The 22,694-nt window shown below is 36.8% G+C and carries 23 protein-coding genes and 1 riboswitch; of the genes, 5 read left to right on the top strand and 18 right to left on the bottom strand.

Features of this window, described 5'->3' with window-relative positions:
• From EJN67_RS04570 to EJN67_RS04560, 3 genes are read right to left on the bottom strand one after another with little or no spacing between them, the layout of a single operon-like run.
• Positions 1 to 1,182, bottom strand: coding sequence for an endonuclease Q family protein (locus EJN67_RS04570; protein WP_129723013.1), 1,182 nt, complete (start codon positions 1,180 to 1,182; stop codon positions 1 to 3).
• Between the two features lie 31 nt (positions 1,183 to 1,213).
• On the bottom strand, positions 1,214 to 1,885 hold the full coding sequence (locus EJN67_RS04565) for an MtnX-like HAD-IB family phosphatase (protein ID WP_129723011.1): 672 nt from the start codon (positions 1,883 to 1,885) through the stop codon (positions 1,214 to 1,216).
• Between the two features lie 14 nt (positions 1,886 to 1,899).
• Entirely contained in the window at positions 1,900 to 2,208 is a 309-nt protein-coding gene (locus EJN67_RS04560; protein WP_129723009.1) for a hypothetical protein, read from the bottom strand.
• A gap of 171 nt (positions 2,209 to 2,379) precedes the next feature.
• Here EJN67_RS04560 and EJN67_RS04555 point away from each other — a divergent pair, with 171 nt between their 5' ends.
• A complete protein-coding gene (locus tag EJN67_RS04555; protein ID WP_165000732.1) occupies positions 2,380 to 2,760 on the top strand; it encodes a helix-turn-helix domain-containing protein in 381 nt (126 codons plus the stop codon).
• Position 2,761: 1 nt separating this feature from the next.
• Here the strand turns inward: EJN67_RS04555 and EJN67_RS04550 are convergent, their stop codons facing one another.
• From EJN67_RS04550 to EJN67_RS04500, 11 genes are all read right to left on the bottom strand, one after another.
• Entirely contained in the window at positions 2,762 to 3,613 is an 852-nt protein-coding gene (locus EJN67_RS04550; RefSeq protein ID WP_129723005.1) for an ABC transporter ATP-binding protein, read from the bottom strand.
• A gap of 12 nt (positions 3,614 to 3,625) precedes the next feature.
• Positions 3,626 to 4,651 carry a FecCD family ABC transporter permease gene (locus tag EJN67_RS04545; RefSeq protein WP_129723003.1) on the bottom strand — a complete coding sequence of 342 codons (1,026 nt, stop codon included), beginning with the start codon at positions 4,649 to 4,651 and terminating at the stop codon, positions 3,626 to 3,628.
• Positions 4,652 to 4,668: 17 nt separating this feature from the next.
• The gene (locus tag EJN67_RS04540) at positions 4,669 to 5,643 is read right to left on the bottom strand and encodes an ABC transporter substrate-binding protein (RefSeq protein WP_165000731.1); all 975 of its coding nucleotides are present in this window, start codon (positions 5,641 to 5,643) and stop codon (positions 4,669 to 4,671) included.
• 103 nt (positions 5,644 to 5,746) lie between these two features.
• A riboswitch (cobalamin riboswitch) is annotated at positions 5,747 to 5,933 on the bottom strand.
• 54 nt (positions 5,934 to 5,987) lie between these two features.
• Positions 5,988 to 6,860: a hypothetical protein gene (locus EJN67_RS04535; RefSeq protein WP_129722999.1), complete on the bottom strand. Its 873-nt coding sequence runs from the start codon at positions 6,858 to 6,860 to the stop codon at positions 5,988 to 5,990.
• 135 nt (positions 6,861 to 6,995) lie between these two features.
• Complete coding sequence (locus EJN67_RS04530; protein WP_129722997.1) at positions 6,996 to 7,400, bottom strand: hypothetical protein; 405 nt, start codon at positions 7,398 to 7,400, stop codon at positions 6,996 to 6,998.
• Positions 7,401 to 7,427: 27 nt separating this feature from the next.
• A complete protein-coding gene (locus tag EJN67_RS04525) occupies positions 7,428 to 8,264 on the bottom strand; it encodes an anti-sigma factor family protein (RefSeq protein ID WP_129722995.1) in 837 nt (278 codons plus the stop codon).
• 15 nt (positions 8,265 to 8,279) lie between these two features.
• Positions 8,280 to 8,831: an RNA polymerase sigma factor gene (locus EJN67_RS04520; RefSeq protein ID WP_129722993.1), complete on the bottom strand. Its 552-nt coding sequence runs from the start codon at positions 8,829 to 8,831 to the stop codon at positions 8,280 to 8,282.
• A gap of 381 nt (positions 8,832 to 9,212) precedes the next feature.
• On the bottom strand, positions 9,213 to 11,777 hold the full coding sequence (locus EJN67_RS04515; RefSeq protein WP_129722991.1) for an AAA family ATPase: 2,565 nt from the start codon (positions 11,775 to 11,777) through the stop codon (positions 9,213 to 9,215).
• Positions 11,774 to 13,000, bottom strand: a complete 1,227-nt coding sequence (locus EJN67_RS04510; RefSeq protein ID WP_129722989.1) for a metallophosphoesterase family protein — start codon at positions 12,998 to 13,000, stop codon at positions 11,774 to 11,776. Before EJN67_RS04510 ends, EJN67_RS04515 begins: the two co-directional genes overlap by 4 nt.
• A complete protein-coding gene (locus EJN67_RS04505; RefSeq protein WP_129722987.1) occupies positions 12,997 to 14,694 on the bottom strand; it encodes an ATP-binding protein in 1,698 nt (565 codons plus the stop codon). Before EJN67_RS04505 ends, EJN67_RS04510 begins: the two co-directional genes overlap by 4 nt.
• Positions 14,691 to 15,260: an HAS-barrel domain-containing protein gene (locus EJN67_RS04500; RefSeq protein ID WP_165000730.1), complete on the bottom strand. Its 570-nt coding sequence runs from the start codon at positions 15,258 to 15,260 to the stop codon at positions 14,691 to 14,693. The genes EJN67_RS04505 and EJN67_RS04500 overlap by 4 nt, the downstream gene beginning before the upstream one ends.
• Before the next feature lie 147 nt (positions 15,261 to 15,407).
• Here EJN67_RS04500 and EJN67_RS04495 point away from each other — a divergent pair, with 147 nt between their 5' ends.
• On the top strand, positions 15,408 to 15,665 hold the full coding sequence (locus EJN67_RS04495; RefSeq protein WP_129722983.1) for a YkuS family protein: 258 nt from the start codon (positions 15,408 to 15,410) through the stop codon (positions 15,663 to 15,665).
• Between the two features lie 63 nt (positions 15,666 to 15,728).
• Here EJN67_RS04495 and EJN67_RS04490 read toward each other — a convergent pair whose 3' ends face one another.
• The 3 genes from EJN67_RS04490 to EJN67_RS04480 form a co-directional block, all read right to left on the bottom strand.
• Positions 15,729 to 15,875: a polynucleotide phosphorylase gene (locus tag EJN67_RS04490; protein ID WP_129722981.1), complete on the bottom strand. Its 147-nt coding sequence runs from the start codon at positions 15,873 to 15,875 to the stop codon at positions 15,729 to 15,731.
• A gap of 80 nt (positions 15,876 to 15,955) precedes the next feature.
• Positions 15,956 to 16,885 carry a TIGR01212 family radical SAM protein gene (locus EJN67_RS04485; RefSeq protein ID WP_129722979.1) on the bottom strand — a complete coding sequence of 310 codons (930 nt, stop codon included), beginning with the start codon at positions 16,883 to 16,885 and terminating at the stop codon, positions 15,956 to 15,958.
• 4 nt (positions 16,886 to 16,889) lie between these two features.
• Entirely contained in the window at positions 16,890 to 18,077 is a 1,188-nt protein-coding gene (locus EJN67_RS04480; RefSeq protein WP_129722977.1) for a DNA double-strand break repair nuclease NurA, read from the bottom strand.
• A gap of 195 nt (positions 18,078 to 18,272) precedes the next feature.
• Between EJN67_RS04480 and EJN67_RS04475 the strand changes: the two genes are divergently transcribed.
• Genes EJN67_RS04475 through EJN67_RS04465 form a run of 3 tightly spaced genes read left to right on the top strand, consistent with a single transcriptional unit; the run spans position 18,273 to position 20,747 of the window.
• Positions 18,273 to 19,433, top strand: coding sequence for an MGDG synthase family glycosyltransferase (locus tag EJN67_RS04475; RefSeq protein ID WP_129722975.1), 1,161 nt, complete (start codon positions 18,273 to 18,275; stop codon positions 19,431 to 19,433).
• 35 nt (positions 19,434 to 19,468) lie between these two features.
• Positions 19,469 to 20,215 carry a polysaccharide deacetylase family protein gene (locus EJN67_RS04470; RefSeq protein ID WP_165000729.1) on the top strand — a complete coding sequence of 249 codons (747 nt, stop codon included), beginning with the start codon at positions 19,469 to 19,471 and terminating at the stop codon, positions 20,213 to 20,215.
• Entirely contained in the window at positions 20,187 to 20,747 is a 561-nt protein-coding gene (locus tag EJN67_RS04465; RefSeq protein WP_129722971.1) for a YkoP family protein, read from the top strand. The genes EJN67_RS04470 and EJN67_RS04465 overlap by 29 nt, the downstream gene beginning before the upstream one ends.
• Here EJN67_RS04465 and EJN67_RS04460 read toward each other — a convergent pair.
• The gene (locus tag EJN67_RS04460) at positions 20,744 to 22,558 is read right to left on the bottom strand and encodes a COG1361 family protein (RefSeq protein WP_129722969.1); all 1,815 of its coding nucleotides are present in this window, start codon (positions 22,556 to 22,558) and stop codon (positions 20,744 to 20,746) included. The two genes, EJN67_RS04465 and EJN67_RS04460, sit on opposite strands and share 4 nt — an antisense overlap.
• Between the last annotated feature and the right edge of the window lie 136 nt (positions 22,559 to 22,694).

Genomic DNA, 22,694 nt, shown 5'->3' with positions numbered 1-22,694 from the left:
TCAGCTAATGACCTTTCCGTATACACCTCCGCCACCATGTGCTATATTAAGTTTTCCCTCCCGCCCTTTTATAACCATATCAGCCACCTTTTCACCTACTACACTGGCTATTTGATCAGTAGTCGCCCTATGCAGTATATTCATTTCTGTGCCAAACTTATCCAGGAGTTTCCCTATGGTCTTGGGCCCTACTCCAGGTAAAAACTCAAGGGGCACTTGATAATGGTAAGGCGGGCGATTTAATTCTATGGGACAATCCTCCCTATCTCTAATAACCGTTAATCGATCTTTAACGCCCATAACCACTTTATGCTTAGGATCGTTTGGACATTTAGTAACCGGTGGATGTGCATCAATAATATGTCCACATTCAAGACAAAATGTCCTATGATATTTACCTAGCACTGGATTTAAACCGTAATTTGATACTATTCTCCTACCATCTTCACCCTTTAATGCTTTTATAACCTCTGTATAACTCAAATGATCCATCTCAAGGATATTGTATTCCCGCCCCATTTTAGAAAGAGAATGGGCATCAGAATTGCTGGTAAGTGCCATTTTATCAAGCTCTGATACCTGACAGGCCATATATGTATCCGCACTCAATCCTAACTCTATGGCAAAGATCTTATCCAGAGCATCTCCAAACACATTGATAAGCCTGTCAGTACAGGCACCATAGAATCCTTTATATGGTGTAAATACATGGGCTGGTATATATATACCTCCCAAATCATCTACTATGTCAATAAGCTCTCTACCTGATAGCCTGCTTATGATAGCATTGTTTTCCATATTAGTCATATGCATTTTCATTATATTTGACAACTCTTTTATGCCTTTAAAATCAGGCATGAAAACCAAAGAATGAACACTGCATCCATATGAAGGTTCTCTAGTCTCTATCTCAGCGCCTGCTAATATTACCAGATCGTCTTTATATATCATCCCACCATCTGGTATCTCCTCCAACTCGCCACGTTCCAGCATATCCTCCATATCATCTATTATCCATGGGGAAATACAATCCACCACTCCAATAACATTTATACCCTTTCTATATCTAGATTCATAGGCAATATTCTTTAATGTAAGGTCCCTCGATGTACCATATTTTATCATCCTACCATTTGAAGACCTACCGACGTGCACATGGATATCTACAAAATACTGTTCCATTCAACCCCGTCCTTTCGAAAGATATTTTTCTCTAGTTATTATTCTCCATACCTTCACCAAATATCAAACGGGATACATCATAAAAATCATTATAGGGTATAAAATGTATGCTTTGTTCTTTACAATAATCAGCCAAGCCATCCTTTGCAAACACTATATCTGCATCTGCTGCAATGCATCTATCGGTTATACCGTCACCTATAAAAATAACCTCTTTACAAAATGTCTTAAAATCCATTAGATTTTTTAGTTTGCAATTACCACATGGTCCCAAACTAGTGATACATTCATCAATTTTATTCACAAACTCTACATTTATATCCGCATTATTAAATACCAGTCTATTTGCATAAACCTTTATTCCCTTAATATTCTCCCTCTTCAGAACCAGATCAATGGCATTTGTAAATCCTCCACTTACGATTGCAAAAGGAATTTGCATCTCCTCTACATGGGCATAAAACTCTCTAAATCCTTTGGCTAAATGTATATTATCCCATATAAAATCTTCATACTCCCCTTCCGTTAATTTTAAGCGTTTAAAATGTTCGATAAATGCGTCCTTGAGGCTTATTCGCCCTTCCCTCACTGCCTGCTCAATTTCCATTGTTTCTGTATTGCCAAACTTTTTAAACAATCCATCATTGGAATCAAGCCTTGTTATTGTACCGTCAAAGTCTGCTATAATTCCTATATTTTCCAATTATTCATCACCCTTTATTTTTTTATGCCGTAATCATTATAAAGCACAAACAATTCGGTAGCAAGGGTGTTTATACTTTTACACATATCCATAGTCACATCTTCTATATTATTAAGTGCATGTATCATATTGTAAGCCATTTTATCACCATGTTTTTTATCATCATTTGATAAACAATCTACAACATCGCTAAATAAGGAAATATTTGTTCGGTTACAGGATAACATTACTTTATCTGTCAGAAATCTTAATTCTTTCTTAGCAGCTTCATACGAATCAATCACCTGTTCGCATTTATATTCGGGTAGATCCCTATATATCATTTTATATTCATCTCCTTATGTATGCTTAATTTTTATTGTTGATTGACCTTCCCCTATTATAGATAAACATTAAGTTAAAATCAAGCCTCTATATTCATTTTGTTTAAAACAAAGGATATTTTTTTCCCCCATGGTAAAATTAAAATATATAAATAGAAATGGATGGTAGCAATGGATAGATTACTAGGAGAAAGACTTCGCATGTTACGTGAAGAAAAGGGATGGACTCAGATACAAGCAGCAAAACTTTTAGGAATTACCAATGCATCCCTTTCCAATTATGAAAGAAATGAACGCACTCCAGATGTAGATATGTTAAAAGCATTTGCAGAAATATACGATGTAAGCATAGATTACTTAATAGGGTATAAACCTTCTAAAAAAGCTATATCCATAAGAGAATCCGATCAACTAGAAAATACAATAGGACTTCAATGTGCTCTCATCCTAAAAAAAATGGAACAATTATATGAAGAAGAGGAAGAACTACTCTTTACTTTCCTTCAGGGGTTAGAAGCTCGTAGGAAGCTCTATAAAAGAAATGGTAAGTAGTTTATTTGCCATTTCTTAAGTTTTTTATACTGTCAAACATAATTATTTTTCCATTATCTGTGTCTTGTTTTTTGTTTGTACACAAGGGAATAACATAAGGACAGTCCATAACAGGATGTCTAGTCATATACACATCTATATCATATACATCATTTATATTCTCTCTGGTCAATACCTTTTCTGGAACCCCATAGCTTTTTATAAATCCATCCTTCATAAAAACTATTTTATCGCTGTACTGGCTGGCCAAATTTACATCATGGAGCACTGTAACAACGGTTAGTTTTTTATCGTGCTGTAAGGATTTTATAATACTTAATATTTCCATTTGATGATATATATCAAGATTGGATACAGGTTCATCCATGATCAGTATTTTTGCCTGTGTTGCTAAGGCTCTAGCTATTATTACCCTTTGTCGTTCACCTCCACTTAACGTGTTTATTATTCTATCTCTGAACTCCCATGTATTTGTAATATTCATAGCTTCCCTTGCTATTTCTAAATCTTCGAGACTCTCATTTTCCAAATTTTTCAGATGTGTCCATCTACCCATAAGTACAATATCTAGTGCAGAAAACTCAAAATCTATATTAGTATTTTGAGGAACAAAGGCCATATGCTTTGATAACTCCTTGCTGCTAAACGACAGCACATCTTTGCCTTCTAAATATATAGTTCCCTTTCTAGGCTTTAACCAGGTAGATATGGTCCTTAGGAGCGTAGTTTTTCCAGAACCATTTGGTCCTAAAATGCTGGTAAACTCGCCTTTTTCAAGATTTAAGTAGATATTTTTTAAAATACTTTTATTTTCAAAGTTCCAGCTTAAGTTTCTAATCTCAATAGCTCCCATATTACTTGCCTCCTATATACTAGCAGACGATCTTTTGCTTTTTATTAGTAGATATATGAAAAATGGCGCTCCAAATACTGCCGTTATTGCTCCAACAGGAATTTCCATCGGTATTGCCAGTATCCTCGCCAAGGTATCACTTATGGCAAGAAATATGCCACCAGCCAATACTGAACATGGTATTAATACCCTGTGATCCGGCCCTGCAATTAGACGAATTGCATGGGGAACTATAAGTCCTACAAAGCCTATTATACCGCTTACAGATACGGCAATAGCCGAAATTAGGGAAGCTAAAATTAGCAGTATCTTTTTAGTTTTTTCAATATTTATACCAAGGTTTTGCGCATTTTCTTCCCCAAAAAGCATTAGATTTAAATCCTTAGCAAAATAATATATACCTGACGCCCCTATAAATGTAGATATTAAAGCTACAATAACCTTGCTCCAATTGGCGCTTGTAAAACTACCCATAGTCCACATAATAATATTATTAAGCTTTTCCCTGTTAAATATCATTATAAGTGATATTAAAGCAGATAGAAGGGAGCTTATGGCAATACCTGATAACAATAGATATGTCATAGATATTCTATTCTTATGGCTACCTAGATTATAGACCAAAAAAGTTGTCCCTACAGCACCTAAAAAGGACATTGCACTAGTACCACCTATTCCTATAATATTTGTTATTCCAAGGACAATGCTAAGTGTACCACCAAAGGCAGCTCCCGCCGATATTCCAAGTATATATGGCTCTGCCATAGGATTCCTAAATAGCCCTTGATATGCCACTCCCGCCACAGACAGTGACGAGCCTACCAGTACGGATAATAAAACCCTGGGCATCCTTATATTCCATATAACACTGTGCATAGCGCCCTTATATTTATACGGTTTAAATATTATTCGTACAGCATCGGCTATTGCAATATCTGCAGCTCCAACTGAACAACTAAATATTATAACTACAAAGAGTACTATTAGAAGGATCAAAATCCCTATCCTGTATTTCCTTTTATTCTCTATAAACGACATATTTCTCTTCTCCATAGCTATTTAAAAATTTCAGGATGAATTGCCTTTGCTATTTCTTCCAGACCATCAACCAGTCTAGGCCCTGGCCTACTTACAAGATTATCATCCAAAAGTTTTACATTTCCTTCCTTTACAGCTGTTAACTCCTTATAACCTGAAGTATTTTTTAATTCTTCCACATCTCCTGCCGCCTTTGACATCAGTATAACCTGAGGTTTTTTTTCTACAAGCTTTTCTATAGAATATTCCGCCCAAGCGGATTCTGTATCGCCTGCTATATTTTCCCCACCTGCCTTATTTATCATCTCGTCTATAAAGCTTCCAGGTCCTGCAGTCCAATTACCACTATCGCCAAAGGTTACTATAAAATAACAGCTCCTCTTTTCTACACCTTTGAGCTTTTTCTGTACTTCATCAACTCTATTTTTCATATTATTTACTATTTCACTGGCCGTTTTTTGTGTGTTTGTAATCTTACCTGCATCCAGTATAGATCTATATACCCCCTCAAAGGTATCCCCACCAAATACAACAACCTGTATGTTGGCCTCCTCCAGTTTGTATATTATTTCATGTTGCATGCCATTATTTGCAAATACCATATCAGGCTGTAATGCTACTATTTTTTCTATATTAGGCTGACTATAATCTCCTACCTTTTCTTTTGATAGGACCTCCGCTGGATAATCACAATAGTCTGTAACCCCCACTAGCTTATCCCCAAGACCTAATGCACACAATATCTCCGTGTTGCTAGGGGATAAGGATACTATCCTTTCTGGTTGCTTTTCTATAGTCACTTTTCTATCCACCACATCGGTATATTCAAATGGATATGATACTTTTTGCCCATTAGCTTCTTCCCCTATCCTAACATTATCATCCTTTTTAGATATATTAGCATCTCCACTACTGCAAGCAACTATACTAAACATAATAAAGGTAATAGCTAAAATAGGTATAATATACCTTAGGTTAATCTTTCTTAACATACTCATAGGCTCCTTTATAAAATTTATACAATAAAAAAACTCCAACCCAAAAGGACTGGAGTGCTTTTACCCATATATGTATCCAATCCTTCCCTCCGAAGGAATAATAACATAACCATAGGCAGGTCTCCTGACTTATGGTTCATCTGTAACCGACACCTTCCCAGCCTTATATGGCCAGTGGTACATGTCTATACATCACCATTCACAGTAGCGGGGGCTGTAGCGGATTTTCACCGCTTTCCCTTTTAATTCAAGCAATGCTTGAAACCTTATGATCTTTGCTATATATAGGTACATTATACCATCTAGGGTATGCCCAATCAATGCACATTTTCCTATTTTTATTCTTCTTCTGCTAGTTTATAGCTTTCTATATAATCTCCCAATTCAGATATATATTCATTTAACTCTGAAATTTTACCAGTACTTGATAGATCCAAAAACCTCCTATTTATGGCAATAAGCTGTCTAAACATGGATATTAGCCTATTTGTTTTATGTCTTTGTTCATCTAGTTGAGTTTTATAGATTAATATTTGGTTGTTAATCTCATATATTTTTTTATCCCTTTCTTTTATATCCTGTTCTAGCACAGAAAGACGTTTTTGGTATTGCTCACGCCCATAATCCATACCATCCAATGCCATCTGGCTTAAATTTTTTAATCCATTAATCAGACTATACAAAGATGAATTGTTTATCTTCTGTATATTGGATACAAATCTACTGATGCTGTCCAATATATCATCACTATCCCATTGCTCCAAAGAACTATTACCATTTATATACTGCTTTGTATACGGATTATAAAATGTCATACCTTCAGCCTGCATCTTAGCCATAAGTTCATTTACATATTCCCTTTTACTAGCAATAACATTTCTATATTTGTTTTGAAGGCGTATGAGAAGCTTTGGATCACCTCCACTTAACTGATTGGCACATCCACGCACCGATTGACCATGCCCTTGAGCCACCAGCATACTTATCATTAGATCATCCACTTCTTGTGGAGTAAAACTCCTTCCTGCAGGTATGCCTATATTTTTATCCTGTTTATCATATATATATCTGTAATAATAGTTACGAACGGTATTAGGTTTCAATCCAGTCTTTTTTGCTATGCTTTCAAATGCCTTTACCATTGGTAATCTAGACTCCCTGACACTATCAACTTCCTGTTTCATAAGCTCTATAAGCTGTTTGCTTGCCATGTATATTCCTCCCATCTTATAAACTATACATATATTATTCACTATACTTTTACCACTTATACCATAAGTTTGAAAAATTAATATATAAAAAAATGCATCACCATATCGTATACCATGGCGATGCATTTTTTGTATCTATTTCATATAATCTTCTATCAATTTAAAAAAATCATCTGAAACCTCTATATAATAGCCCAGTGTATCCTCCTCAAATTGACATATTTTTATATCCTTATAACATAAAAGGGGGCCATAACCCTCATTCTGAGTAAAAAACTCCAATGAATAGGTATATGGTCTATCTACCAATTCATCTAGCATATCCATATCTCCCGGCTGTTCCCTGTCAAGTACCACACGGACTATTTTTTTTATAGTTTCCTTATCATCTATTTCCTTTACCTGCCCAGTATTTTTTACCGTTACCAGTATCTTTTGTGTATTCCACATATCAGAATGGTCTGCAAGTAGCTCATATACTGCCCATCCTGCTACAACCAAAACTATGGCTAAAGAAATAATTACTATTTTTTTACGCATATAAAATTAACTCCTGTCAAAAACATCTCATTTTTTTATAATAATTGTTACATATTGAGAATCCGTATCTTCTCCCATATCCTCTATTATACCCTGCATATTAATGGCCTGGTACAAGTTTTCCCTGTCCTTTTTATCTGATACCTTTACCTTTATTCCATTATTATACGTCTCCACTACATCTATATCATACTTCGCCACAGCTATTTCAAGGGAATTAGGGGTGACACATACATCTTCTACCTTCAAGTTGACCTTATCTGTTCTTATATATTTATCTTCGGCCTTTTCTTCATTCTCCATTGCATCTTCTTTAACAAACCCATTATCATCAGCTTTTAGTTTTCCATCAGCGACATCATTACTAACGGCATCGTCAGTTCCCCTATCTGCCTTAGACGATTCTGCAGCAAACATATCCTTATTCTCCTGCTGAGCTGTTTCATCTCTAGCAACCATGTTCTTCTTAGTATTATTTAATGAACCGCTAAAGGCCTTTATGGAAAAAGCTACGGCTACTACAGCAGCTGCATATCCTATCCATTTTATAATATCCCGTATATTTCTTCTGCTGTGATCTTCTCCTTCTGGCTGCAAAGATCCCTCCAGATTATCCCATTCATCGAAGGCTTTTTGTATCTCAGCCTCCCTTAAAATCCGGTCATGCAATACATCCTCAAAACCTTGGGGTAACTCTCGCTCTGGCAATTCTCCTATCTCTGCTACTACATCTTTTATATCCTCTAACTCTTTTCTGCACGCCCCACAGGTCTCTATATGCTTTTCAAAGAGCTCCTGTTCTCCCTTCCTTAACATGCCATCTATATATGGACTTATAAGCATCCTTGCTTCTTTACATTGCATACACAATCACCCCTTTCACAGCCTAGCCTTAAGTTCTTGTCTAAGGGCTTGCCTGGCACGGCTTATAAGAGATTTAACCGTCCCTAAAGGCATATTTAATATAACAGCTATATCCTGATAACTGTAGTTTTGTACATCCCTCAGTATGATTACAGATCTATAATCCGGTTTTAAATGGGCAATACACTCTTCCAGCATCTCCATATGCTCCTTGTTTACCACCTGTTCATCAGGTAGCGGATCACTAGAAGATATACCCCTCACCCGATCGTCTTCCCCATCCAGTGTAACTACATTATAGGCTTTTAAAGATCTGTATTTATCTATACATGTATTATGTGCTATTCTATAAATCCATGTTGAAAAGTGACTATTACCCTTAAATGTTCTAAGACTTCTATATACCTTCATAAAGACTTCTTGTGTAAGATCCTCTGCATCATGTTCATTGTTAGCCATACGGTAACAATAGTTATATATTTTTTTCTGGTATAAATTAACCAGTTCTTCAAATGCAGATATGTCACCGTTTTGGGCTTCCTGTATGAGTTGCACTTCTGTAGCCATGTCCGCCCCCCTTACTAAAAGTTTTTACATTTAGATCATTATACCATAAACTTACACACTATTGTGCATAAAATATATAGTCTTTTATGCGCATTTTTATAGCATAAAAGGTAAAACTACTATCAGCGCACCTAATTTTAAATTAATGAAAGGAAGATAAATATGTTAGACGTCTGTTCAGTATGTAACAAAAGTTTTGAATCCAATGGTATATCCATATGCAACAATTGCAGTTCTACGGTGTGCCCCGATTGCCTAAAGCTCTATAATAATAAATGTCTCAATTGTTACTTTGAGGACAAGAATCCAAAAAATTTTTTAAAACCACGTTAAACTTATGGGAAAGACAATTGTCCTTCCCAGTTTAAAACTACATTAATTCTATCCTACTATTTTAAACATTGACCCCTCTGATGTCATATATACTTCTATCTGTGTAGGAAAGTAATCCTTTAAATCCTGTATATGGGTTATTACCATTATCTTTTCAAATTCATCGCTTATGCTATTTATAACCTGGGCAAGCCGCTCCCGCCCTGCCTCATCTAGCACGCCAAAGCCTTCATCCAATATGAGCATACGCAGGTTTGCCCCCGCCCGCCTAGCCAGCATCTTTGCTAGAGCTATGCGAATAGCAAAGTTTATGCGGAACTCCTCCCCACCAGAATATGTTTCATACTTCCGTGTCTCCATGCCATCTGATATCTTTATATCCAGCGTCTCTAGAATATTCCCTGTTGAAGTATCACGCTGTGTTATAAACTCCACCGTAAATCGACCATCGGTAATCTTTGAGAGTATACGATTGGTTTCATCCTGCAACTCTGGTATGGCATTTTCTATTATAGCTGCCTGTATGCCTTTTTTACCATATATGTTTACGAGCGCCTTATACACTTCCAAATCATACAATAATTTATCCTGTATTCTTTTCTTTTCTTTAAGCTCTTCCTTTGCCCTCTGTATCTGAAGAAGTCTCTCATTTAGAGCACCTTTTTTAGATTCACCCTGCAATATCAGTTCCTCTAGTTTTTGTACCTCTCCGTCAAAATTTTTAATATCCTTTGAAATCTCCGGCAATTCGGCTGCTGCCTTTTCCAGTGTGTCTATTATATCCTCTCTAGCCCTTATATCATTCTCCCTATCTTCGATAAGACCCAATATCCTTGTTCTACTTTCCCCATCGGCTGATAGCTTTACCTTTGCCACCTTGATCTCTTCAAAAAGCTCAGGTATGTCTTTGAGCTCTTTTATCCTATTCTTTATGGATACATGTCCATCCCTATCATACTCTATTGAATCCAATTGTTTACATATATCTTCATATACATCATTAAATTTTTCCCTATATGATCCTGTCTTCAAAGATGATTTTATGGGCATAAGCTGTGCCTTTAAGGTTTCTATTGCTTTTTTTGCCTCATCACCTTCATTTATGGATTTTTCCATAAGCACCAACTGTCCTTCTAGCCTTGACCGTTCTTTTAGCCCTTCCTTTAGTCTAGCTATTTCCACATCTATATCATGATCTTGGGTCTTTAGCTTAATTATCTCCCCATCCATATCCTTTATATGCTTTTGTATTTCTCTGCCCTTTTTTATGGCTTCATCCATTATCTGCGTCTTTGTATGCCCATCAAGGGGTCTTTTGCATACTGGACAATCTGCTTCCACATCCTTTAGCACATAATAATGTTCCCTAAGCTCATCCATCTGTGATAAAAGTGCCTTTTTATCCGTTTTGATCTGCACCATGCTTTGGGCAATCTCCAATTTCTTCTGTTGGAGAATAGAGAGCTTATCTTCATCCTCTTTTAATTTTAACAGAGTCTTCCTAATATCTTTAAGCCTTGCATCTATTCCTTGAGAAGCATCTACTTTGTTCTTCTCCTGAAGTATCTTCTGATCTATAAGGGCTATTCTATGGTTTAGTTCCTGCTCTAGCGCTTTTATCTGAGATTCTATAGACTGTTTCTTGCTCTTTAACTCAGTAATCCTTTGTAGAGCTTCGCCCATCTTTTTATCCTGCTCCACTAGCATATTTAAAACATCATAATCCCTTTTTATAGCATCCTGTTTTTTTAATATATCCCTATATTCCTGTATACGCTTAGCTAAAGTTTCCGACTCTTTTTTTAGCTTTACAAGATCATGCTTTGATCTTACAAGCTGTGCTTTATAGTCCTTTGCCTGTTGTTTTAGTCCATCGAGCTCCGTTTTTTTCCTGTTAAGAACCGATAATTTATCCCTCAGTATATCCCGTTTTAGATACCATGCTTTTAAATTTTCCTCTACATCTAGAAGCCCTTTTGAGATTTCCTTTTCATCTAGGACATTTTCCTTAAAACCTTCTATCTGCCTTTCCAAAAGGGTAAGTTCACTTACAACCTCCCGCCTTTTTTCAGCTGCCAATCCCTCCAGCTTATCATAGGTCGAAAGATTTAATATCTCACCTAGAACCTCCTTACGCTCATTTGGTTTTTTTGTAGCAAATAGATCGGCCTTGCCCTGACTCAAATATGCGGTACAGAGATATGTATCATAGTCAAGCTTTATTATCTCCAATATCTTTTGTTGGGTTTCACCTATACCATTTCCGCTTATGGATATAAATTCAGCTCCCTGCTTTATATAAAACTCCAGTGCCGATTGGCCCCTTTTTTTATCCCTTTTGCGTATTACCTTATATATATTTCCATCTTCCTCGAAGGTAAATGCAACATCCATATCCAAAGCACCTGTATGCACCAGGTCATCCATACCACCTCTACCTGACATACCCTTGCATTGCCCCCATATACACCATGCGATAGCATCTGCAAGGGATGATTTTCCATTGCCATTTTCCCCAGTTAAAAGCGCTATATCAAATTTGTTAAAATCCAAAACAGGGGTATTCTCTCCATAGGATTTAAAATTTCTTATATATAGAGTATAGGGTGTCATAATATAGCCTCCCCTTCCTTTAGCTCTTGCATAAGTTCATCATTTACCTTTAAAAGATCTTCCTTTATATCTTCATATTCACCTTTTTTTGATATATACTCCCCAACTGCCTCCCTAACATCCATCCGTTCAGTAATACCTGGATGGCGCAAATGGGACAGATCTGAAGTTATCTCCTTTTCTATGCCTGCCACATAAAAAGCCCTTCTTCTCAACTCTTTATAAAGTTCAGGCTCTTTAAGGGCAGATAATTTATGGGAAGGAAGCTTTACCTTGAGTTTTACTATTGCCCCCTCCAGATCTTCATGCTCTATCTTTTCCATTGCCTTGTCATACGGATCGTCCTTGCTTCCATCTACATATATTGTCCTAAAGGGGCGAGTATCCAAAGGGATGAACCTCCAGAATGTATCCCCTTTGAAGAGTTCCACCTCTACAAAACCCTTTTGCTCCTTTTCCTCACTAAAATCCACCCGATCTATACTCCCGGAGTATACAACTGCTGGATGATCATAAAGGGCCTGATGCTTGTGTATATGACCCATTGCCACATAATCAAACTCAGGACGGGCAAAGGTAGATACGGGAAGCGTTACTTCCCTGCCTAACATTATAGCCTTCTCCGACCCTGGCACAGCACCTATTATAGAAAAATGGGACATAAAAATGGTAGGTAAAGTCTTATCCATGCGCTTAACCAGCATATCTATAAGTGTATCTATACTATTTCTTATATACTGTGCCGTATCCCCTATGCCTTCCCCTTCCTCTACCAAATTACTAGGTGACATATATGGAAGAGCTACTACCTGGAATGGCCCTGCAGACGTATCTATAACGTCTATATCCGCCCTTCTTCGTACATATACCCCCGGCATGTCCAACACATCGTATATTTCCACAGATGTCGCTTTAAAAACAGAATTATGAAGATCATGATTTCCTATTATCATATATACCTTTATGCCTGCATCTGATAGCTTTTTTATCCGCTTTGCGAACTCCCGCTGTTGAGTAACATCTGGCTCACGATTTTTAAATATATCCCCCGATATAAGAAAAGCATGCTGTCCCGTTTCTATCGCATAGTCTACCACCTTATCAAGGCTTTTTAAAAAATCTGCTATCCTAGTATGCATACCTATTTTACTATCTAGCCTGCCATAGTTTTGCACACCTATGTGCAAATCGGCAGTATGGATGATCTTTATAACATCACTCATTCTCCGTACAACTCCTTCATAAGATCCTCAAAGTCCTTACCTGGAGGTGGCAATTCACTCCCGTATTCTTCACCTTGGCCAGATGCAAAGCTGCCCTTCATTTTTGATAAGGCACCCCTTTTAGGCCTATTACCACTAGTTATATCTTTATAAAAGTTTTCATCATAGGTACGGGTGCGTATAACCACAGGCATGGGCACCGCATGTCCAAGTATCAACGCCTGCTGCTTAGTATCAAGACTAGCTAATACATTTCTGAGCATCTTAGCATTATTGGTTCCGCAGAGTACCGATTCTATATCCTTTTCCTCGGTCAAAAGTGCAGTTATCTTGGTACCAAACTGAGAGTGTATTTCCGCATCTATACCTGATGGGCGCTGATCCACAACCAGCAAGGTTACGTTATTTTTTCTCATCTCCCTGGCTATCATACCGAATATGGTCTGGCGGGAGGCCTCTGGATTTAAAAACTTGTGTGCCTCCTCTATAACTATAACAAGTGGGGTATTTTCAGCCTCCTTTTTACCCAATGCCTTTTCACTACGCTCAACATACAATGCATGTATACGGCGTGTTAGGATATTAGCTACCAACATATATGCCAGCATACTCTTTTGATGCCCAAACTCCAATACTACATTCATACCATTATCTATATATTCCATTATACGCTTTACTGCATCATCCGCTGGATTTTCCTTTATAAATGGCAGTTTTTGCAGTTGAAAAAGCTTCCGCTGTAGGGCCTGCATAGCTCCTACATGTGCACCTGTAGACTCTGCGAACTGTTCTATCCCAGGAGCATCCATATTTAAAAAGCTTACAAGCCAATCCCGTCCCAAATGTTTTTGCAGTATGTATATGGATTCTAGCGCAGTAGCATTCAAGTTTAGTTCATCGCCTACAAGGGCAATATCTTCAGGCTCTATAGAACTGTAGGGAATCTCAACCACAAAATCCGGCCTTACACCCCTATTCCTTGAAGAATCTGGATCTAAAGTAAATATGGCTACCTCTGAACCAAACAGTTGCTTTAATCCCTTGGCTTCTCCCCTGTTCTTGTCCTCATCAATACCTGCCCAGCCATATTCTGAGTGCATATCAAACACCAATACATTGCAGAGCTTACTCCTTATCATACCGCAAAGCATTAGCCTGGTATAAAAGGTCTTACCAGTACCTGATTTTCCGAATATACCATTTGAACGCTCTATAAACTTCTTAAGATCTATACATACCTCTATATCATCCATATCAAGGGGAGTTCCCACATAAAAATGTGTATCATCAGGTTCACCGAATATATTGTACACATCCTCTTTATAAGCCTCCCTCACTAATGATAGATGAGAGGGTATGCTCTTTACCGGCCGTATTTTTTCCGATCTATTTAAATTAGTAATAGGCTCATCATCCTCTTTATCTATGAGCACCATGGGTTGGAGCTTTATCTCCTCTATTATACCGGTACCATGGACTATATCACTTAAAATGGGACTATTATCCGCCGTTTCATAAAGGGCCTTTGGATTTACCGCTTCTATGCTTTCGTCGACTACCATGGAGAAAAAATCATAACGTCTACCCTCTATTACGCAAAATGTGCCCACCTTTATATCCTCTATACTTTGTCCAACATCTAAGCGTACATCACAACCCCCTGATAATGAACCTCTTAATATACTACCCTTCATCTCATTCCCACCCTATCTATGATATTTTTAAGGCGTCCAGTATCATAGGACAACATTTTAAGCAGCTCCCGCCCTGCGCTAACTACATACTCCCTCGGCTTATCCCGTAAAAAGGCAGCATTTCTCAAGGCTGCCGCCGTAAGTTCATCGCTGTCACCAGCTTGATAGTTTATGGTTTTTGATAGATATCCAAAACCTTCAGTGGCCTTTATTATCTCATCATCTGACGCTTTTTCTACAGATAGATGCAATCTGGGATGGGCGGGAGGATAATAGGGATTGAATATACCTTTTTGACTATAGCCTGCTACTACACAATTAAATTCCGTCCTAAGAAGGGAAAATATCTGTGGCTGTTCCCTTTTTAGCTCTTCTATACTTTTAAAGAAGGCCTTGGCCCGGGTATTATTGTCTATACTACCGGTATATGCACCAGATACTATGCCATATACTATTCTATCCCCATCTATTACCTTTACAAATGACCCATAGCATGGCACCATATCATATTGCCTAGCTTCTACTACAAACTCAGATGTCTTGCTCTCTATTACTTCACCTATCAATCCTATGCCTCCTTTAGATTCTTTCCGATAAATTATATATAAATATTTTAACATTTTTGAATGGAGTTAGCAAAAACAAAATCATACAAAATGTGTTTGCATATCTCCCTTTTATATGAGAGATAATAGAAAAAAGGAGGTTTTTAGATGAAAAACATCGCTGTTCAGCGTGGATTAAAACCCGTATCCGAATACCTGTCACATGCCGGATACAAAGTATTTGAATTTGATTCAAGACAAAAAGATGACAAAGATTTTTTAGACGGGTTTGATGCAGTAGTGATGACGGGCATGGACGATAATTTGTTAGGTATACAGGATACCATAAACAATGTACCTTTTATAGAGGCTAGGGGCATGACTCCTGAAGAAATAAAGGAAACTATTGAAAAACGCATACAATAAGAAAATGACTATACAAATAAGACCTTAATATCAATCTGAATTGATATTAAGGTCTTATTTGTATTACTTCCGTTTCATTACCAAGAAATAGCAATCTAAACCAAACTCATCATTAAATTTTTGCTCTAACTCCTTTAGCCGACCTTCTTGATTATCGGTTAAGGAGACATATTCCATATCTTTTAGAGAATTTAGATACTTCTGATCCAAACACTTCACCTCCATAACCATAAAGTACCCATAACTCTAATATTTAATTTGTATTTTTGCATAATTTTTTATAATATGTGCTACTCCTTGCATAGGTATTTAATACCTTGATAACTATCACGCTTTTTTAGTTCCATATCTATATCAGATAATACCCTTAGCTTATCCAAACTCCATCTTGGGGCCACCAAAAGACTCCTTTTACCATCTCCTGTAAGACGATGTATTACCATTTCAGGGGGTATATGCTCAATACTATCAGCTACAAGTGATATATATTCTTCCTGCGTCAATATATGAAAAGGATGTTCAATATAATACCTATGAATATCCGTATTTTTTTGAAGGTATAATAGATGAAATTTTACTCCCCAGGTATCTGTATTAGCTATAAATTTTACTGAATTTAATATATCTTCATAGGATTCACCTGGCAAGCCAAAGATTAAGTGTGTAACAACCCTGATATTTCTTTTTCTTAGCTCGTATATACTCTTTTGATAACATTCCAACTCATAGCCCCTTCTTATAAATCTAGCTGTTTTATCGTGTATTGTCTGAAGCCCTAACTCCACCCATAAAAAAGTTTTGCTATTTATCTCTTCCAGAAGATCAAGTACATATTCTGGCAAACAATCAGGTCTAGTTGCTATGGCTAAGCCTACTATATCTTTACCAGATAGGGCTTCATTATATTTTTTATTTAGATCATCGAAGGCTGAATATGTATTTGTGAAATTCTGAAAATAGGCTATACATTTGCCATTAGACCACTTAGATGACAAAAGACTCCTTTGGATATCCATTTGCTTGGCTATACTAAATGTCCTAGAGGCTGTAAATTCCCCTGCCCCCGCCTCACCGCAAAATATACAACCCCTTGTCCCAACTGTTCCATCCCTATTTGGACAGGTAAATCCCCCATCTAATGATAGTTTCATAATCTTTTGCCCAAATGTTTTCTTTAACTCATAATTTAAAGAATGATACCTTTTATCTCCCCACATCATATTATTAAAATATCCTTGCTCCTTTATAAAGTTTTTTATCCGTCACTTTTATGGGCACTCCCGCCCTGGAAAAATTCCGGCCTACCAGATGAAAAAATGCCTCCCGCTCCTCCCCTTTTATAACAGCCAAATGGTGGGCTTCCTGAAGGGATATGGGATATCCCATACCCTTTTGTATTTGGTCATATACCATACTATGGAGCATGTCTAAAAGATTATTATCCTCTAGTATATAATCAGGGGCCTCTACCCTCGCTATCTCATCCCCACCATGGATATAGAAAAAACCTATTCTATATTTAGGCCATTCGCTCCTAGGCAGCATATTGATACCAGCATAAAACACCTCAGAACGCTCACCTTCAGATAATATATGCTTGAACAAGGTAATATCCCTAAGCCCTTCTATTTCATGGCATGGTGCATCCTTCTCCATTCGATATTTACATACATTACAATCCATAATAGGCTGCTGACAATCTGATGCCCTGAGGGTATTTGCTACCAGTGACATCCTAGAACCTGACACATACCCTGCAGTCAGTATCTTTTTACCCTCTCCAAATTTAAATAGATCTTTAAACAATGGTGCCGTAAATCCATTTAAATCTTTTTTAGCCGACGCCTTTTTTTCCCATGATACTAACCTTCCGTCAGTGAAGGCGAGTATAGGCCTGTCTTGTATGTAATTATCCTTTACTAGCTTAAAAAGCTCTTCTGCCTCCATCTGGCTACGAAGCTCAGCCAATTTGTCACCTTGAATAAGTTCTATATCCCCACTATCCTGCTGACGATATAGATCATCGTCCCTAAAATATAACTTGGGAAGGCTATCTAAAATTGGCGATTTATCCAGTCCATAATGTATGACAACCCTGCCTGCATTTAGTACATAGCATAGTGCTATCTCGTGGGTATCCACATCTATTTGGGAACCATCTACCGCTATTACCGTATATAATGGCTTTACATCAGGCAATCTATACACATTTGCCATTTTCCCCTGAGGAAAGGCCACAAAAAAATGTCTAGAGCTGGAATTTATCTTATCAAGCCAAGGGGCAGCATCCTTATCATACCCCTCTAAAGACTCCATGGCCTTATTGATCTGTCTTTGGTATTTTGTTATTTGCTGCTTATACTCTCCCGCCATAGCATTAATATCATATGTAAGTTTACTTAAATCAAGCATATTACCATCCCTCCTCACATAGCAAATTACTATTTATCGACACTTCTCTATTCTTATTACTTATATTCTACCATAATAACAATTAAAGGTTTATACTAAAAAAAACCATATTATAAATTGCCGTCAACGTACATATGCATTTTACTAAATATCTGTTATAATGTTACCGATAGTTTTAGAAAGGAGTAGATTTATTTGTCATATTCACATGGCGCTAAATGTGATGTATTGATAGTTTCTGCCACCTATGGTGCAGGACATATACAGGTTTCAAATGCACTTAAGCAAGGCCTTAAAAGTAGATGTCCTGATTGTAGAATAAAGATATATGATTACTTTAGCTTTTTAGATCCCACTTTAAAAAAGTTTTTCCAGTTTAGCTATATTCAAATGCTTAAACATTTTTCAAAGGGCTGGGAATGGTATTATACTGCAACTAAATATATAGTTCCCAATTCTAAATGGCAGAGATTTATAAATAAAATGGGAGAAAAAAAGCTTTTAAAGGTTATAAAAAATACATCACCTGATGTCATAGTCTGCACCTTTCCAACCCCTGCAGGTGTAGTATCTACCCTTAAGCAAGATAATGAAATAGATATACCCCTTGTGACAATAATAACAGATATTACTACGCATAATCAATGGGTTCACAAATATGTAGATGCATATATAGTAGGGGCAAGCATAGTGGCCAGAAATTTAAAAAGAAATGGTATTTCAAATGATAATATACATGTAACAGGTATACCTCTGCGTCAAGAGTTTGAAAAGACCATAAACGATCCTTCAATATGGACACGCTATAACCTTCATAAGAATATCTTTACAATACTCTTAATGGGGGGAGGCAATGGTCTTATGACCGGCATAGATGAACTATGCAAAAGACTAAACAGCATAGATATGCCATTTCAAGTAATAGCCATAACCGGTACAAACAAAGCCTTGGCCAAAAAACTTAAAAGATTAAAAGAAAAGTGTAAAAATCCCATACATGTATTAGGTTATGTTTATGATACAGCACAACTTATGGAAATATCGGATGTTTTAATAGGCAAGGCGGGAGGCATAACCATATTTGAAGCAATGGCAAAATCGTTACCCATGATAATCTATAATCCCCTCCCTGGGCATGAGATGAGTAATACAAAATTTCTATTAAGAAAAAAAGCTGCCATAGTTGCCAAGGACGAAAATGATGTAATAAAATATATAGAAGAGCTCATGAAATATCCAAAATGCCTTGATAATATGAAATCGGCCATGGAAAGTATAGCAAAACCATTAGCTACACAACATGCAGTTGATATAATATTAAAACTTATAGAAGAACATAAAGGCTCTTCTAAATAGAAAACTACAACTTATTGATGAAATGGGGATATAATATGAAATATATATATACATTAATATTCTTAAGTATTTTATTTCTAATATACTGCTTTTTACCCAGTATTTGGGCAAGAAATATATCAAATACCGTTTTAAGACAAGGCAATAATGATAAAAAGCAAATAGCTTTAACCTTCGACGATGGACCTAGTCCCAAATATACTCCAAAATTACTCGATCTACTGGACGATTCGAATATAAAAGCTACATTCTTCCTTGTAGGGAAAAGGGCAGCTGCTAATAAAGATATTGTAAGCGATATAAAAGAAAGGGGGCATGTAATAGGTTGTCACTCAAATACACATAAACATGCATGGCTTATGTTACCACATGAAACATATAGTGATATGCTTACTACATTTAATACACTAAGTGATATAACAGGTGAACAACCCCATTGGTATAGACCACCTTGGGGCACATTTAACCTAGTTAGCCTAAATGCTGCCCGTCGCCTGAATCTAAAACCAGCATATTGGTGCATAGAAGCCCAAGATTGGGATAATAGAAGTACTGTAGAACATATCTATAGCACTGTTATAGATAAGGCTGCTCCAGGAAGCATAGTGGTATTACATGATAATGGAGGCGATCCTGGTGCACCAGAAAATACGCTAAAAGCGCTCCCTGTTATAATAGATGCATTAAAAAAGGATGGTTTTGAATTTGTAACACTGGATGAACTTATTGCCGAAAGGAAGGAAGCGTTTCTATATGAAGTCAATAGCACAAACTATAATTAGCTGGTGGGAAAAATTCTTTGCATGGAAGGAAAATATACATCATATTGATGGCTCCAAATATAGATTATTAAGATTTAATATACATCCATATAACTGCAAGGAAACACTAGAACTGCCAGATGGAAATCAGATAAAGCCCGGCGATTATGTAGCCGAGCTTCACATATCAAATCTTGTGATCTCAAAAGATCAGATAGGAGATATTACTATAACCTCTGAACTGCAGCTTTTGCCCATGTTTAGGGAAGAGATGAAACTATTAGGCCATTTAGCATCACAAGGCAAAATAGATCCTAGAGTAAAAGCCATATGGGGTATTACTCTATTTAGCCCTGGGGTAAGACGTTTGGGTTTTTCCATAAAACCACTTGATAATAATTTTAAAGCATGGCGTCTTAAAACATGGATGGGTTTTTTAGGTTGGGTTTTTTCAGTACCTGTATATCATCCCCATGGCAAATCAAAAACCAAACGAAATCCTTGTGAATTCTTTATGTCCATGGACGAGCTCATAAAAAAGTATGGCTATTAATATCTCCGACGCCTTCTTTTATTTTTATTAAATTTAGAATGTGGCATTTTTAGCACATATATGAGCATACCTACTGCAAATATGGTAAGCAATATTATCACTATTAATATATTTTTTAATAGAACAGCTTTACCATAAGGATCCTTTTCATCTAGCTTGTTAGAATCCTTCCCTATTGTAATGTTAATGGGTTTTGCGGAGACTTCAATTGCCCCTCCCATTGTATCCTTTGCCTTTAAAATAACGGTAAATTTCTCTGTCTGATCTACTTCAATAGGAGGACTTTTTACTATCTGCTGCTCTCCAGCACCGATCTCTACAAAGCTTCCCAATACCAGATCCCGTTCCTTTAATATTATCTCCACATTTTTTATCGGTATATCATTCTCATTTCTTATGGTACATTCCAATTCTACAGTACCAGGTTTTTCTAATGTTTCAGGTTTTGCCAAAACACTTATGGATATATGGGCTTCATTTACCTCAGAGCCTTCCACCGGTATGATCATATCTGCCGCTGTATATTCATATTCATCGCCTGTATTCCCATTTGTAGCCGTCAATACAGGACTGCTGATAAAATTCTTTTCAAGTTTTTTCTCTGTAACAATGACCTTCTCTTCTCCAGGCTGCAGCTTTGTTAATCCACCAACTTCTCCCCATACATTCTCATTCAATTTAATATTTAAAAGTGATACTGTACCTGTATTCCTTATAATATACTCTATCCGCACAGTATCTCCAATATTTACCTGGTCAGGTGTTATCTTTCTGTCTATCTCAACCTGGGCAACAGCAGATGAAAACTTAGTGCTATAGGCAGCCTCTACAGTACGTCCATCCTGTTCGGCTGTACCGGCACATCTTATTGAATAAGATACACCAGGTTGTACCTGTTTTTTTAATTTCGCACTTATTTGCTGTCCAACATCCAATCTTTCAGCATTAAAGAAAGTTTCTCCATCCCAGTCTATACACTTTATATTTTTTAACACATCATCCCCAGTATTTGATATTGTAAAGGTGAAAGTTACCTCTTGAGCATCCTTTATGGACGCTTTATCAGCCTTCCCAGAGATACTTATCTTGGGATTCAGATTTTTTACCTCTTCTTTTTGTACTTTTACCTTTACCTTGGTTTTTTTCATTTCCCGTGTAACCTGTTTGCCGCTAAACGGGTCAACAAACCCAAGTATTATATAACTTTCCATATCATCATTTACAACAAATTCTTTCGATATAGTTTTAGATTCATTAGGAGCTAGAGATGGTATAGTACCCATATCTCCCAATGAACTATCCTGAACCATTATATTATTTACCACCATATCTGATTTGGATTCGATAGTGGCAGTGTATGTTATCTTGTCCCCTTTTTTTATTCCACTAGAAGGATTGGCCTGGTATGTTACATTTAGCCTTACCTCCCCAATATTAAGTTTTTTCTCACCCTCGCCTGCTACTCGCATCTCTCCATTACTTGATGTAGTATACCTTACTATATATTTGATGGTCAAAGGACCCTTTGTGCCACTATAATCATTGCCTCTCAAATTTTTGGTTTGACCCGGAGCTATTGAGTCGCCCTGTATAAAACTTTGCTGCTTATTGCCATCCTTATCTATTAGAATTTCCTCTATCTCTATCCCTGTTATATCCTCTTCCAAATTGTTTTTTATGGTATAAGATATACCATTACCTTCTAATTTTCCGTTTACCTCCACATTACCTTCAGCTATGGCTATACCGTTTACCAAGGTACAACTCAATAGCATAATGGACAAAAGTATTGATATAAAGCGGCATCTCATTCCAGACTACACTCCTTTCAGAATAGCACATTATTATATATGCACCACAGTCTACTTTTATCATTGCCTAATTATGTCTTTTAATAACACGTTCTATTATAAATTTATATTAGGAACATTATACCTTTATATAATT

Origin of the sequence: Xylanivirga thermophila (assembly GCF_004138105.1) — a bacterium.
Taxonomy (GTDB): domain Bacteria; phylum Bacillota; class Clostridia; order Caldicoprobacterales; family Xylanivirgaceae; genus Xylanivirga; species Xylanivirga thermophila.
The sequence above is the reverse complement of the archived record's forward strand: the minus strand, read 5'-3'. Positions and strand labels throughout refer to the sequence as shown.